We start from the raw sequence: 14,400 nt of genomic DNA on the forward strand, positions 1-14,400 counted from the left end.
CGCGGGCCGCCTCGGCCGAGCGCCGGCCTCAGTCGGTCGCCGTGAGGACCTCGGGGCGTTGCGTGTGGATGACCATCGCCGCGACGCCGGTCCCGAACAGGGTCCACATCCAGATCGCCCCCATCGGGCTCTCGAGGACCACGTCGAAGCTGGCGTTGACCATGAGCGCGGTCCAGTAGGCGATGAGGAAGGCGAAGACGGCCATCCAGGTCCGGTCGCCCGCGCGACGGCTCCGGGCGTAGTGGACGAGCATCGAGGCGAGCCAGCCGAGGTGGAGGGCCGCCCAGAGCAGGAAGCCCGGCACACCGCTGCGCGCGAGCACGGTCATGTGGCTGTTGTGCGGGCTCCGGAGCGACTCGCCGGCCGCCGACATGAAGCCGTCGTCGACGGACAGGTTGACGCCGTAGCCCTTGCCGGCCCAGAAGTAGGGCCCGCCGACGGTGTACCCAACGATCTTCGACCACCACTCGAGGCGCCACTCGCGGGTGTTGCTGAGCCGCCCGGTGTCTTCGGGCGCGACGATGCTCTCGATCTTTTCCACCACGATGTCGCCTGAGACGGTCCGGTCGCCGAGGGTCACCGTCGGCTGGAAGAGGGCCAGCGCGACGAGCGCGACGAGACCGAGGTAGACGAGCCGGGCGGGCTTGCTGGCGAACGGGGTGAGCGCCACGGCGATGCCGACGCCGACGGCACACGAGAGCATCCCGGCCCGGTTGGCGAGGAGTGGCGTGACGGCGAGGAGCGCGATGAGGACGAGGCGGGGGCGCCCCAGCCCGACGAGCAGGAAGGCCGCCGCGCCCGCCACGTGGACGAGCGTGTCGCCGCTCTTGACCTCGACGATCGCAATGTCGGTGCCGGGCACGCGCGGCAGCGCGAGGCCCTGCCCTTTGATCGCGAGCACGAGCCACGCCAGCGCCCCGAACACGACGACGAAGCGGCGATAGCGAAGGATGACGTCCCGGAGCCGCTCGGGGTCCTCGAGGAGCAGGGCCGCGACGACGATGGCGAAGCACCCGTAGCCCCAGAGCGCTGCGTCCCGGAGGGCGGCGACGCCGTACGTCGAGAGGTAGGGGGCGGTACACGCGGCGCCCCAAAGCATAAAGACGACGAGGAGTTGGACCAGCGGGGTCCGGGCGGCGAGACTGAGGCGCGCGCCGGCCGTGATCAGCCCGATCCCCATCGCCAGCTCGCCGACGTAGACGGGCGGCACGCCGAGGTAGGCCGCCCCGCGCCCGAGGAGGGCGTAGGCGAGGAGGAGCCACCCCAGACCGACGAGGTAACGGTCGCCGGTGCGAGCCGGGGCGGAGGGGAGCGCGAGGGCGGTGGCAGAGGGCACGAGCGAGGCGGACGGGTGGTCATGGGGTCGTCGCGCCCCGGGCGCTGCGCAGAATCGATCGGGGTGGGCGCCCTTTCTGCACCCCCGGGCCCTCGAGACGAGGAACCGACAGCCGATGGGAAGCAGGAGGCCCGCCGCTCCGCCCTGGCTCCTGCCCTGACCTGGTCCGCGACCCCCGCCGATGTCCATCACGCCTACCTCCTCGTCCCGCGACCCGCTCCTCTACGCCCCGGCGCCCGGTGGCGGGCTCCGGTCCGGCCTCCAGTCCCTGTCGAGGCTGCTCCGCCGCCATTGGCTGATCGTGGCCGGAAGCATCGCGCTCGCCCTCGCGATCGCCGGGGCGTACCTCTATTTCACGCCCGACATGTACCGCGCCGAGAGCGTGCTGTTGTCGGAAGAGTCCGACCCCAACGACCCCGACGACGCGCTCTCCCTCGGGTTCGTCCCCGGGCCGACGGAGGAGGGGCCGGACGAGCAGCTCCTGATGCTCCGGGAATCCTCTGCGCTGGCACAGGAGGTGGCCGCGCAGCTCCTCGGTGGGTCCGGCACGGCGGCCGGGCCCGCCGGGGCAGAGTCGCCCGAGGCCCTGGCGCGGCAGCTCCGCGCGACGGTCGAGTTCACGGCGTACGAGCCGAACGCCATCGGGATCGCGGCCACGAGCACCGACCCGCGCGAGGCGGCCCGGATCGCCGACGTCTACGCCGAGGTCGCCATCGCGCACGCCCGCAACGAGAGCAAGCGCCGCCTGGCCGAATCCCGCGCGTTCGCTGAGGAGCGGCTGGCGTCGGCCGAGGCCGACCTCCGCGACGCCGAGGGGGCCCTGGCGGGCTTCATGAGCCGAGAGGGCACGGCGGGGCTCGACGCCGAGGCGGCCGCCGTCGTCAATGACGGCGCGCGGCTGGCGTCGTCGGTGCGCGAGGCGGCGGCCGCGCTCCAGGCGCGCCGGGCCTCCGTGCGGGCGACCGAGACGGAGCTCGGGCGGATCCGGCCCGGGCTCGCGCGGCGCGTCGCCTCGGGCGTCGACCGCGAGATCGAGGCGGCCCAGACCCAGATCGCCACGCTTGAGACCCGCCTTGAGCAGTTCTACCAGAACACCCCCGAGGCGCGGTCCGACCCCAGCGACCCCCGGGCGCGGCCGCTCCGCGACGAGATCGCCCAGTGGCGGCAGCGCGTCGACGACCTCTCCGCCCAGTACGTCCAAGAGACCCTCGCCGCAGGCGGGTCGAACGCGGGCGACGCCAGCTCCGGGATCAGCTACGCGACGGAACTCGAGCGCCGGCTCATCGACGACCGGATCGCGATCACGGGGCTCGAGGCGCAGATCGCGGCGCAGCGGGGCCAGCTCGGCTCGTACGCCGCTCGCCGCCAGTCCATCCCGCGCCAGTCCGTGGCCGTGGGCCAGCTCGAGCGGAAGCGGGCCTCGGCCGAGCAGCTTTACCTATACCTCGCGAACACGCTCCAGGAGATCACGATCGCGGAGAACTCCGAGATCGGGTCGCTCCAGCTGCTCCGCCGCGCGACCACGCCCGACGCGCCCCTGAACCGGGGCCCGGTCCAGGTGCTCGGGCTGGCGGCCCTGCTCGGGCTCCTGCTCGGGTTCGGCACGGCTCTCGCCCGCTCCCGCATCGACGCCCGGGTCCACACGCCAGAGGACATCGAGGCGCTGGGAATGCCGCTGCTTGGGGTGATCCCGAAAGTGGAGGACCACGCCGCCGCCGCCGAAGGCGGGCCGATGGGCAACGTCGTCGCCGTGCTCGACGCGCAGTCGGCGGCGGCCGAGGCGTACCGGCACCTCTACTCGCGGATCCAGTTCAGCCGCCCCGACCGCGTCGTGGAAGTCGTCCTCGTGACGAGCCCCGAGGTGGGGGCCGGCAAGAGCACGACGGCGCTCAACCTCGCCGCGACGATGGCCCGCGCGAACCGGCGCACGCTCGTGATCGACGCCGACCTCCGGCGCCCGTCCGTGGGCCGCTACCTGGGCGTCGACGGAGGGCCGAGCCTCCAGAGCCTGATCGACCGAGACGGGTCGCTCGAGGACGCGGAGGCCCTCGTCGAGGGCGCGTTCACGCCCGTCTGGAACCTCTACGCGCTCGCCACCAGCACGCCCGTGGAGGTCCCGATGGAGCTCCTGACGTCGGAGCGGCTCCGCGAACTCCTCGGCGCCTTCCGGTCTCGGTTCGACACGATCGTGATCGACACGCCACCCATGATGGTCGCCTCCGACGCGGCCCTCCTCGCCTCGCAGAGCGACGCCTGCCTGCTCGTCGTGTCCTCGGGCCAGACGGACACCGAGGCGCTCGCCCAGTCGCGCCGCGAGCTCGAGGACGCGGGCGGGCACGTCATCGGCGTCGTCCTCAACCAATTCGACCCGGCCGAGGCTCGCTACAAGAGCACCTACGGCTACCGGGAACGGCACTACGCCTCCTACCACGACCTCCGAGTCAACTGAATCGTGCGCGTCCTTCTTCTTCCCCACTCGCGCCTTCTCCTCACCGTCGTCCTCTCCACCCTGGCCCTCGCGCCCGGTGCGGGGGCGCAGTCCGTGATCGGCCGGGCTGAGTCGATGGCGTCGAACGCCGAGGCATACTACTACGTCCGCCCGGGGACGGCGTCGGTCCGGGTCCAGGTCCTCGGGGCCGTCCGGTCGCCGGGGCTCTACGAGGTCAGCGAGGGGACCGGCCTCGGCCCGCTCCTCGCCCTCGCCGGCGGGCCCGCCCTCGGCACGACGCCGTCCGGGACGCGCGCCGAGACGGCGGTCAAGCTCTACCGGTCGGGCGCGGCGGGCCAGGAGCTCGCGTTCCAGGCCCCGCTCGAACAGCTCGTCGGGAGCGTCTCGACGCCCCCGGTCCTCGACGGCGACGTCCTCCTCATCGAGGTCGCGAGCGGTCGGATCGAGAGCGCCGACACGAACGCGAGCTCCTTCTACTACGTCCGCCCGGGGACGGCGTCGGTCCGGGTCCAGGTCCTCGGGGCCGTCCGGTCGCCGGGGCTCTACGAGGTCAGCGAGGGGACCGGCCTCGGCCCGCTCCTCGCCCTCGCCGGCGGGCCCACCCTCGGCACGATGCCCGCCGACACCCGGACGGTGGTGACGATCCGGCTGCACCGCCCGCGCGGTGGGAGCACGGAGCTCGTCTATGAGGGCTCGTTCGAGCCGACGGCGGGCGTCGTCCTCCCGACGCTCCAAGACGGCGACGTCGTGGTGACCGAGGCCCGGTCGCGGCGGACCATCAGCTGGCGCGACGCCATCCAGGTCATCAGCGCGGTCGGCGTTGTGGCTCTCGCCATCGACCGGCTCTCCGGGACCGGCAACTAGCCCTCTCCCTTCGGACCGACGCCATGCCCACCTCCACGCCGCCCCCGAGGCCGACCCTCGGGGCCCGCGACCGCCTTCCGCCCCCCATCCGCTCGGCCCTCTCGGCCGGGAAGCGGGCGGCGTGGTTCTCGATCGGCCGGATGACCCCGGTGCCGACGCGGCCGGTCCTCGTGCTCGGCAACCAGAAGGCCGGGACGACGGCGGTCGCCGCGCTCCTCGCGCAGTACGCCGGGCTCTCGGCCACGCTCGACTTCCGCTACCTCACGTCGAGCTGGCTGAAGGGCGTCCACGACGGGAGCATCCCCTTCCAAGCGTTCCTCCGGCGTCACGCCCTCGACTTCTCGCGGGGCCTGGTGAAGGAGCCGAACCTGTCGCTGCTCTACCCCCACCTCGTCCGGGCCTTCCCCGAGGCCGAGGTGGTCCTGATCGTCCGCGACCCCCGCGACAACATCCGGAGCGTGCTGAACCGGCTGGGCCTCCCGGGCGACGCGCCGCCGCCGGAGGGCTGGGCCGACCGCGTCAACCCACTGTGGCGTCTCGTCGTCGACGGGGCGTGGCTCGGGCTCGAGGGCGGGACGCACGTCGAGGCCCTCGCCAGCCGCTGGAGCGCGATCGCCGACGTGGCCCTCGACCACGCCGACCGCGTCCGCCTCATCCGTTACGAGGACTTCATGGCCGACAAGGAGGGCGCCGTGGCCGACCTCGCCGCCCGGTGCGGGCTCGAACAGAAGGCCGACATCGCCGACCGGCTCAACGTCGCGTTCCAGCCGCGCGGCGACCGAGCCGTCTCGTGGACGTCGTTCTTCGGCGACGACGCGCTCCGGCGCCTCGACACTCGCTGCGGGGACCGCCTCGCCGCGTTCGGCTACCCCTCCAGCATCGAGGCCGGTCCCCCGGCCGATCCCGCCCCCTCGCCCCCCCTCCGATGAGCCTCCGCCAGCAGGCCGTTTCCGGGGTGCTCTGGTCGGCGCTGGAGAAGTGGGGTGGCAAGCTGTTCTCCCTCCTCGTCTTCCTCCTCCTGGCGCGGCTCCTGTCGCCGGAGGACTTCGGGCTCGTCGCGCTCGCGGGCGTGTTCGTCACGTTCGCCCAGGTGGTGGTGGCGCAGGGGCTCGCCGAGGCCATCATCCAGCGTGACGAGCTGGAGCGGGGCCACCTCGAGACGGCGTTCTGGATCAACGTGGCGACGGGGCTCGCGGCGACGGCGCTCACGCTCCTGCTCGCGAAGCCGATCGCCGCGGGCCTCGGCACGCCGGCGCTCGAGCCGATCCTCCGCGCGCTCTCGCCGCTGTTCTTACTGAACTCGCTCAACGCGGTCCAGACGGCACTGATGCGGCGGGACCTCGCCTTCCGGTCGCTGGCCGCGCGGACGATCGGGGCGAACATTGCTGGGGGCGTCGTCGGGATCGGGATGGCCGTCGCCGGGTACGGCGTCTGGAGCCTCGTCGGCCAGCAGCTCGCCGCCAAGGCGGCTGAGGTGGCCCTGCTGTGGTCGATGAGCCAGTGGCGCCCCGGCCTCGGACCGTCGGGCCGCCACGCCCGCGACCTCTTCGGGTTCTCCGTCCACACCGTCGGGATCAGCCTGTTGACGTTCCTGAGCCGGCACTCGGACGACCTCCTGATCGGCTACGTCCTCGGGCCGGTCGCGCTCGGGTATTACACGGTGGCGTACCGCGTGCTCTCGACGCTTCTCGACGTGCTCACCGGGGTGACGCGGCAGGTCGCGTTCCCCGTCTTCTCTCGGCTCCAGCAGGAGCCCGAGCGCCTCCTCCGCGCGTTCTACAGCGCGACGCGCTACACCGCGTTCGCCTCGTTCCCGACCTTCTTCGCCCTCGCGGCGCTAGCGCCGGAGGTGATCCCGGTCTTCTTCGGGCCGCAGTGGGGGCCGAGCGTGCCCGTGATGATGTGGCTGGCCGTGGCCGGGGTCCTCTCGTCGGTCACGTTCTTCAACGGGAGCGTGCTGGTGGCCGTCGGGAAGCCGTCGTGGAGCCTGTTCGCGATGGCCCTGAGCGTTGTGGCGGCCGTGGTCGGGTTCGCCGTCGCCGTGCAGTGGGGGATCGTGGCGGTCGCCGCGGCCGTCGCCGTCCGGGCCTACGTGTTCTCGCCGGTGAGCCTGTGGCTGATCGGGCGGGTCCTCCCACTGAGCGGCAGGGCCTACGTCCGTCAGTTCGTCCCGGCCGCAGCTGGGTCCCTGGGGCTCGTCGCCGCCGTCGTGGCCCTCCGGCTGGCGCGACCGCCTCTTCCGGACGTGGCCTTCCTGGCGCTGGCGGGCGTGCTCGGCAGCGCCGTCTACCTCGGCACCGTCCAGCTCCTGGCGCCGACGGCACGGACGGAGGCCCTCGGGTTGCTCCGGTCGATCCGTGGGCCCCGGGAGGCCGTCACGCCCGACCCCCAGACCTGACATGGACGCCCTCGCCGCCTCCGTCGTGGTCCCGTGCTACAACGCCGCCGAGACCGTCGAGCGGGCCGTCCGGTCGGCCCTCGGGCAGTCGCGTCCGCCGGCCGAGGTGATCTGCGTCGACGACGGGTCGACCGACGGCACCCTCGACGTGCTGCGCCGGCTCGCCCGCGAGGCGCCCGGCCGGGTCGAGGTGATCGCGCAGTCGAACGCCGGCGCCTGCGCCGCGCGGAACCGCGGCCTGGCGCGCGCCACGGCCCCCTACGTCCAGTTCCTCGACCACGACGACTGGCTCCACCCCGACAAGCTGGCCCGCCAGCTCGCGCTCGTCGCGTCGTTCGGGGGCGAGGGGCCGGACCTCGTCGCGAGCAGCTTCACCCGGGTGCGCCTCGACGGAGAGCACGTCCTCCACGTCGCCGAGCCCGACGACCCGTGGGTCGCCCTCGCGTGGGTCCGCCTCGGGATCACGTCGGCCAACCTGTTCCGCCGGGAGGCCGTCGAGCGCGCGGGGGGCTGGAACGAGGCGTTCGCGAGCAGCCAGGAGTACGAGCTGATGTTCCGGATGCTGCGGCGGGGGGCGATCGTGGCGTTCGACCCGGAGTCCCTGACCGTCCTCTACCAGCAGGCCGGCTCGATCACACAGTCGACGCCTGAGGCGAACTGCGTCCAGCGGATCGAGCTGACGGCGGCGATCCGCGACCACGCGCGGCGGTACGGGAGCGCGCGGGCGGTCCGGGCGGCCGACGCGGCCCTGTTCTTCCTCGTCCAGATGCGCTGCGGGTTCAGCGTCGAGCGGGGCGTGGCGAGCTACCGCACGCACTTCGCGCCCGGCTACGTCCCGCCCATCGGGCGGGGCGTCGGCCGGGCATACTACCACCTCCACCGGGCGCTCGGATTCGAGCTCGCGCAGCGGATCCGGGTGGCCAGCCGACGGGCGGCGGGCTGGCGGCAAACGGGCCTCCCCGCCCGTCCGCGCGGGCCGCAACGCCTGCGCGCTCTTCAACCCTCGCAGTCATGACCGCTCCTCGCACCGCCCTCCTCTACTCGAACGCGCTCCTCCCGTACTCGGAGACGTTCATCCGCGACCACGGGGCGTCGCTCACGCGGTACCGCCCCGTGTACGCCGGCTGCCGCCGCGTCGAGGGGCTCGAGCTGGACGCCCCGGTCGAGGTCCTCAACGCCGGGAGGCTGGACGGGGGGGCGAACGAGGTCCGGTTCAAGATGACGGGCCACGCGCCGGCCTTCGTCGAGCGGCTCCGGGCCCACGACCCCGCCCTCCTCCACGCCCACTTCGGGGGCTGCGCAGCCGTCGCGCTCCCCCTCGCCGACACGCTCGGGATCCCGTTCGTGGTCACGTTCCACGGGGTCGACGCCACGCGGACGCTCCGGGACCGGCTTCGCGCGCCGACCCTCACGTCTCAGTTGTACCTCCTCCGCGAGCAGCGCCTCCAGAAGCGTGCCGACGCGGTCCTCGTCGTCGCGAACTACATGCGCGACCTCCTCCTCGCGCGGGGCTTCCCCGAGGACAAGGTCCGCGTTCACTACCTCGGGATCGACACGGAGGCGTTCGCGCCGGACCGGTCGGGCGTCCCGCCGCCGCTCGTCCTGTTCGTCGGCCGGATGGTCGAGAAGAAGGGGGCGACGTACCTCCTGCGGGCGATGGCAAAGGTGCGGGCGGACGTGCCCGAGGCGGAGCTGGTCGTCATCGGCGACGGGCCGCTGCGGGCGTCGCTGGAGCGGGAGGCCGCGGCGCTGGTCCCCGGCGCGCGGTTCCTCGGGCGCCGCCCGCCGGCCGAGGTCCGGGAGTGGATGAACCGGGCCCGGGTGCTCAGCGTGCCTAGCATCGTGGCCAAGTCGGGGGACCGTGAGGGGCTGGGGATCGTGTTCCTCGAGGCCCAGTCGGTCGGGACGCCCGTCGTGACGTTCCCGACGGGCGGCGTGCCCGAGGCGCTCGACGACGGGGCGTCGGGCTTCCTCGTCCCGGAGAAGGACGTCGAGGCCCTGGCGGCGCGGATCACGTCCCTCCTCACGGACGACGCGCTGTGGGCGTCGATGAGCGAGCGCGGGATCGCCTGGGTCCGCGAGCGGTTCGACATCCGGCGGCAGGCGCGCGCGCTCGAGTCGCTCTACGACGAGCTCACGGAGCGCCAGCCCGCGACTGCCGTCCGCGCGTCCCACCGGCCGCTGGTGGCCTCCGAGCTATGACCGCGACGGCGCCCCTGCTCCACATCGGCTACATGAAGACCGGCAGCACGTGGCTCCAGCGCCACGTGGCGTCGGACGCGGCGACCGGCCTGGGGCTCATCGCCGAGCGCGAGGACCTCACCGAGCTCCTCGTCCGGCCGACCGTGCTCGGCTACGACGCCGGCGTCATCCGTGCCCTCGTCGCCGGCCCGCTGCGGGAATGCGAGCGCCGCGGACTCGTGCCCTTCATCTCGCACGAGCGGCTCTCGGGCAACCCGATCTCGGGCGGCTTCGACAGCACGATCGTGGCCGACCGCCTCGCCGACCTGTTCCCCGAGGCGCGGGTGGCCATCGTGATCCGGGAGCAGCGGTCGTTCCTCGCTTCGTTCTACAACGAGTACGTGTGCGGCGGCGGGGCGTGCTCGCTCCGGGCGTTCCTCCACCCGCCGCCGGGGGCGAAGCTGCCGCTCTTCACGGCCGGCTTTCTCGAGTACGACCGGCTCATCGGCTACTACCAGGAGCGGTTCGGGCGGGACCGCGTGCTGGTCCTCCCGTACGAGTCGCTCCGTCGCGACCCGCTGGCCTTCTGCAACCGCCTGATCACGTTCGGCGGCGGGCGCCCGCTTGCCGCCGTGCCGACGGAGGCGACGCGGCGGAGCCGGTCGTGGGCCGTCCTCGGCCTCCAGCGGGGCCTCAACTTCGCCCTGTTTCGCGACAGCTCGAACCCCGCCGCGCCAGTCCGCATCCCCAACATTAACCGGGTCGCGGACGTGGCCTCGCGCGCCACGCCCGCCTCGGTGGACCGCTGGGCCAAGCGCCGCGCCGCCGCGCTCATCGCCGACTTCGTGGGCACCCGCTATGCCGAGAGCAACCGGCGGACGCAGGCGTCGGTGGAGGCCTCTTTGGGCGAGCTCGGGTACGACCTGGCCCCGGAGCAGACCGTGCCTCTGGCGCCGGTCCGGGACGCGGGCGCAGAGGTCTTGGTGCCATGAGTGTCCGCGTCTCCGTCATCGTCCCCGCCTACAACGTCGAGCCGTACCTCCGGCGGGCCGTGACTTCCGCCCTGGGACAGACCGAGCCGTCCGTCGAGATCCTCGTCGTCGACGACGGGTCGACCGACGGGACGCTCGCCGTGGCGCGGTCGCTGGAGGGGCCCCGCGTCCGGGTGTTCGAGAGCGAGGGCAACCTCGGCCCGAGCGCCGCGCGGAACCGAGCCATCGAGGCCGCGCAGGGGGAGTGGGTCGCCGTCCTCGACGCCGACGACTGGTACGCGCCGGTCCGCCTCGCGCGGCTCCTCGCCGTCGCCTATGAGGAGGCGGCCGACCTCGTCATCGACGACCAGCACATCGTAGCCGACGGCGACGACCGGCCGTTCACGACCCAGTTCGAAACGTCGGGGACGCCGCTCACCGAGCGCCAGATCGTGGACCCCGTCGCGTTCGTGCGCTCGAACCGCCCAGGGTTCGGGAGCCTCCGGTATGGGAGCGGGAAGGCGCTCATGCGACGGGCGTTCCTCGACGCCCACGTGCTGCGGTACGACGAGCGAGTCCGCGGCGTGGAGGACTCCGTGCTGTACGTGCGGTGCCTGGCCCGCGGCGCGCGGTTCGTCGTCGTGCCCGAGGCCTACTACTACCGGCGGAAGCGGGAGGGCTCGATCACGGCCGGGCTCATCCGGATGATCGAGAACGACGTGGACGTGAACGCCCTCGTCCTGGAGGAGCCGGAGATTCAGGCGGTCCCCGAATTGGCGGAGGCGCTCCGCGAGCGTCTGGCCGAGGCCCGGAGCCACCTCGCGTACCAACGCCTGCTGGCGGCGGCCCGGTCGGGCGCCTTCGGCGAGGCCGTGGCCGTCGCGGCGGGGCACCCCGCCGTGGTCCCGTTCGGGGTCCGGAAGCTGGCGCACCGGCTGGTCGGGCCCGGTCGGCTCGGGGCGGACTGACCGGGCCGCAGTCTGCAGGGCCGCCCGCGCGGAACGAGGAGGGGCACACGCCACGGGGCTCTTAGCCTCGTGGGCCCGCACTTCCCCCGCGTTCGATCCCACTACCTGGCTTCGGCGCGCCGCGAGCCCCTCCCCATGTCCCGACTGATCCACCTCACGAGTGCGGCCGTCCTGGTCGCATCGTTCCTCGTCGCCCCCATCACCCTCGGACAGGCCCCCCTGCTCCGGTTCGAGAACCTCGACGGGGCGCCGTTCCCGGACCGCCTCGTCATGAGCCGGATCGGGACGCTGGCGAGCCCGCCGCCCGCCAACGGCGTCCACGACGTCTCGAAGGTCCGGCTCCACAACGACGGCACGGGCCCGCTCACGGTCTCGTCCCTCTCGGTGTCCGGCGCGTTCGAACTGGCCACGTCGCCGACGCTCCCGCTGACCGTCGCCGCCGGCGGGTCGACGGACGTCTCAGTCCGCTTCATCGCCGAGAGCGGGACGCAGAGCGGCGGTACCCGCGGGCCGCACCTCGGATACCTCACGATCGGTTCCGACGACCCGAGCACGCCGAGCGCCGTCGTCACGCTCCGGGGGTACTGGCAGAATCTCTCAGAGAACAACAAAGAACCGAGCCTGGTCCAACTCATCGAGCAACTGTTCGGGTACGGGACGAAGATTCTCCGGTCCGGTGAGAGCGTCGTCAGCCAAGGCCGGATCGAGCGGGTCGGGGACGAAGTGATCTCGCCGTTCTGGCGCGCGGCCGACCCCGACCAGCCGGTGTCCGTCCAGCAACTCGCGGCATACCACGTGTGCTGCACCGACGGCGACCCCCTGTTCTGGTACGAGCGGGGGACGACCGCGACGACCCAGATCGTCCGCCACAACGCGGCCGATGGGCAGACCGTCCTCCCCCGCCGCGCCGGGAGCAGTGTGGCCCTCGCCATCGGCACGTTCACCCCTGGCCTGACCGAGTTCGGGTTCCGTACGGGCAACGAGTGGAGCGACCCGTTCAAGAACGACGCGACGCCCGATGACTGTTCAGGAGGGATCGGCACGTGCGGCCAGCACGTTCGGTTCTGGCCAGCTAAGGACCCCTCGGGGACGGTGATCCCTGACTCGTATTTCCTGACGATGGACTTCGCGGGGATCAACTACGACTTCAACGACAACGTCTACCTCATCTCGAACATCGCCCCGGTCACTCCGGTAGCCACGTCCGGGACGGTCCGCCTGAACGCCGGCGGCCCGGAGGTCACGACCGGAGAGAAGACGTTCGGGGCGAACGCGTTCGCGACGAACGGCCAGAGCTACACGCCGACGTGCGACCTCGGCGACATCGCGGGGACGACGGACGACGACCTCTACCGGACGGAGCTCGAGCCGGTCCCGACGGGGCCCCGGGCCTTCGCCTACAACGTCCCGGTCTCGAACGGACCGTACACGGTCCGGCTCCACTTCGCCGAGATCTACTGGGGGAGCTGCGAGGCCCCGGCGGCGACCGTCGGGAAGCGCGTGTTCTCGGTGACGGTGGAGGGCCAGTCGGTCCTGACCAACCTCGACATCTTCGCCGAGGTCGGGGTCCGGGCGGCCCTCGTCAAGACGTTCCAGACGACGGTCACGGGGAACATGCTCAACGTGTCGTTCCTGGCCAGCGCGAACAACCCGATGCTCTCGGCCATCGAGATCGTCCCGGGCGGGCCCACCGACCCGTCGATCGTGGTCGATGGCAACCGCGGGTTCCGTTACCTCGGCACGCCGTCACTCGGCGTGACCGTCGACGACCTTGCGGCGCAGAACCTCGTCCGTGGCGTTCCGGGGTATTACCCGCCCGCCATTCCGCCGAACCTCTACACGAGCTACGACGCCACCTCGGCCTCGTGGAACGTGTCGGCCGGCACCGGCGAGGTCCTCACCCCGGGCCAGGCCTTCCGGTGGTTCATGTACGACCGGAACGTCGGCAACCCCGCCGTCTCGCGCTCGGTCGAGCTCCCGTTCACGCTCTCGACCGACTTCGCCCCCAACGCGGCCGACGTGACGGTCGAGCTCCAGACGGGCGGGTCCCGGTTCAACTACCTCGCCAACCCGTTCGGGGTCGATCTCGACGTGACGGGCATCTTCGGGTGGCCCGGCGGCGACAACGTCGCCCCGATCTTCGGTGTCGAAGTCTTCGACGACCTCACGCTCTCGTGGAAGCCGGCGGTCGGCTCGATCGCCCCGTGGGCGGCGTTCCGGATCCGGGCCAAGGGCCCGTTCCTCAACGGCGACCCGCGGACGCTGACGATCCCAGCCTCGGCCACGCTCTCGGGCGCCCAGCAGGCCGACCGCCAGGTGGTGGCCACGGCGGACCGTGAGGCCGGCGTCGTCCGCCTCGCGTTCGCCCTCGACGGCCGGTCCCTCGACGGCCAGCCCCTCGCCGACCGGTCGTTCGCCGTCGCGTTCACCGACGACGCCCGGACCTCCCTCGACGAGGCCGACGCGCCGAAGTCCGCGCCGCTCGCCGAGGCCTCCCTCACGCTTGGAGCCCGAATCGACGGCCGGCTCGTCGGCGTCGACGCCCGGCCGTTCGTGGCCGGCGAGGTCCCGCTCGCCCTCGACGCCCGCGGGGCCGCCCGCGAGCTCACGCTCTCATGGGACGCCACGGCCCTCCCGGCCGGGCTCCCCGTCACGCTCGTCGACCTCGCGACCGGCGCCGAGGTCGACGTCCGCACTCAGACGAGCTACGCGTTTCAGGCAGCATCGCGCCCGGCTCTCTCGGAGGACGAGGTCGCCGGCCTCGGCGAGCTTGCCGACGGGGCCGCCGCGATGGACCGGTTCGTCCTCCGGATCGGGACCGTCCTCACCGACGCCGAGGCGGTCAGAGCCCTCGCGCTCACGACCATCGCGCCGAACCCGCTGTCCTCGACGGCCCGCGTCGCGTTCGATGTCCCGACATCGGGCCGGGCCCGCGTGTCGGTCGTCGACGTCCGGGGCCGGGAGGTCGCCGTGCTCGTCGACGGGGTCGTCGAGGCGGGCCGTCACGAGGCGGTCCTCGACGGGTCGGGCCTGGCGGCGGGGGTGTACCTCGTCCGGCTCGAGGCCGACGGGCGGGTCGTGACGCGGCAGGCCGCCGTCGTTCGGTAACAGCGAGGAGTTCGGGGCCCGTGGCGACCGGTAGGGCCTCGCCCGCGTCTGCGATAGACGTGGGCGAGGCTAACGCGCAGCATGGTCGACGAGGGCGCCCAACGTCCCGTCTGGGTTCCTGAGGC

At 72.8% G+C, this 14,400-nt stretch carries 10 protein-coding genes; 9 read left to right on the forward strand and 1 reads right to left on the reverse strand.

Going from position 1 to position 14,400, the window contains the following annotated elements:
* Positions 1 to 28: 28 nt before the first annotated feature.
* Positions 29 to 1,336, reverse strand: a complete 1,308-nt coding sequence (locus tag BSZ37_RS05605; RefSeq protein ID WP_095509599.1) for an O-antigen ligase family protein — start codon at positions 1,334 to 1,336, stop codon at positions 29 to 31.
* 181 nt (positions 1,337 to 1,517) lie between these two features.
* Between BSZ37_RS05605 and BSZ37_RS05610 the strand changes: the two genes are divergently transcribed.
* The 9 genes from BSZ37_RS05610 to BSZ37_RS05650 all read left to right on the forward strand — a co-directional run bounded on the left by BSZ37_RS05610 (position 1,518) and on the right by BSZ37_RS05650 (position 14,275).
* Positions 1,518 to 3,785, forward strand: a complete 2,268-nt coding sequence (locus tag BSZ37_RS05610) for a polysaccharide biosynthesis tyrosine autokinase (RefSeq protein ID WP_095509600.1) — start codon at positions 1,518 to 1,520, stop codon at positions 3,783 to 3,785.
* A gap of 3 nt (positions 3,786 to 3,788) precedes the next feature.
* Positions 3,789 to 4,649 (forward strand): SLBB domain-containing protein, encoded by an 861-nt coding sequence (locus BSZ37_RS05615; protein ID WP_095509601.1) that lies wholly within the window; start codon positions 3,789 to 3,791, stop codon positions 4,647 to 4,649.
* 23 nt (positions 4,650 to 4,672) lie between these two features.
* Complete coding sequence (locus BSZ37_RS05620) at positions 4,673 to 5,578, forward strand: sulfotransferase family protein (protein ID WP_095509602.1); 906 nt, start codon at positions 4,673 to 4,675, stop codon at positions 5,576 to 5,578.
* Positions 5,575 to 7,047, forward strand: a complete 1,473-nt coding sequence (locus BSZ37_RS05625) for a lipopolysaccharide biosynthesis protein (RefSeq protein ID WP_095509603.1) — start codon at positions 5,575 to 5,577, stop codon at positions 7,045 to 7,047. The genes BSZ37_RS05620 and BSZ37_RS05625 overlap by 4 nt, the downstream gene beginning before the upstream one ends.
* Before the next feature lies 1 nt (position 7,048).
* Entirely contained in the window at positions 7,049 to 8,062 is a 1,014-nt protein-coding gene (locus tag BSZ37_RS05630; RefSeq protein ID WP_095509604.1) for a glycosyltransferase family 2 protein, read from the forward strand.
* Positions 8,059 to 9,249 (forward strand): glycosyltransferase, encoded by a 1,191-nt coding sequence (locus tag BSZ37_RS05635; RefSeq protein ID WP_095509605.1) that lies wholly within the window; start codon positions 8,059 to 8,061, stop codon positions 9,247 to 9,249. Before BSZ37_RS05630 ends, BSZ37_RS05635 begins: the two co-directional genes overlap by 4 nt.
* Entirely contained in the window at positions 9,246 to 10,220 is a 975-nt protein-coding gene (locus BSZ37_RS05640; protein WP_095509606.1) for a sulfotransferase family protein, read from the forward strand. Before BSZ37_RS05635 ends, BSZ37_RS05640 begins: the two co-directional genes overlap by 4 nt.
* Positions 10,217 to 11,167 carry a glycosyltransferase family 2 protein gene (locus tag BSZ37_RS05645; RefSeq protein WP_095509607.1) on the forward strand — a complete coding sequence of 317 codons (951 nt, stop codon included), beginning with the start codon at positions 10,217 to 10,219 and terminating at the stop codon, positions 11,165 to 11,167. The genes BSZ37_RS05640 and BSZ37_RS05645 overlap by 4 nt, the downstream gene beginning before the upstream one ends.
* A 135-nt stretch (positions 11,168 to 11,302) precedes the next feature.
* Positions 11,303 to 14,275: a malectin domain-containing carbohydrate-binding protein gene (locus tag BSZ37_RS05650; RefSeq protein WP_095509608.1), complete on the forward strand. Its 2,973-nt coding sequence runs from the start codon at positions 11,303 to 11,305 to the stop codon at positions 14,273 to 14,275.
* Positions 14,276 to 14,400 lie beyond the last annotated feature (125 nt).

Origin of the sequence: Rubrivirga marina, assembly GCF_002283365.1 — a bacterium.
GTDB lineage: Bacteria > Bacteroidota > Rhodothermia > Rhodothermales > Rubricoccaceae > Rubrivirga > Rubrivirga marina.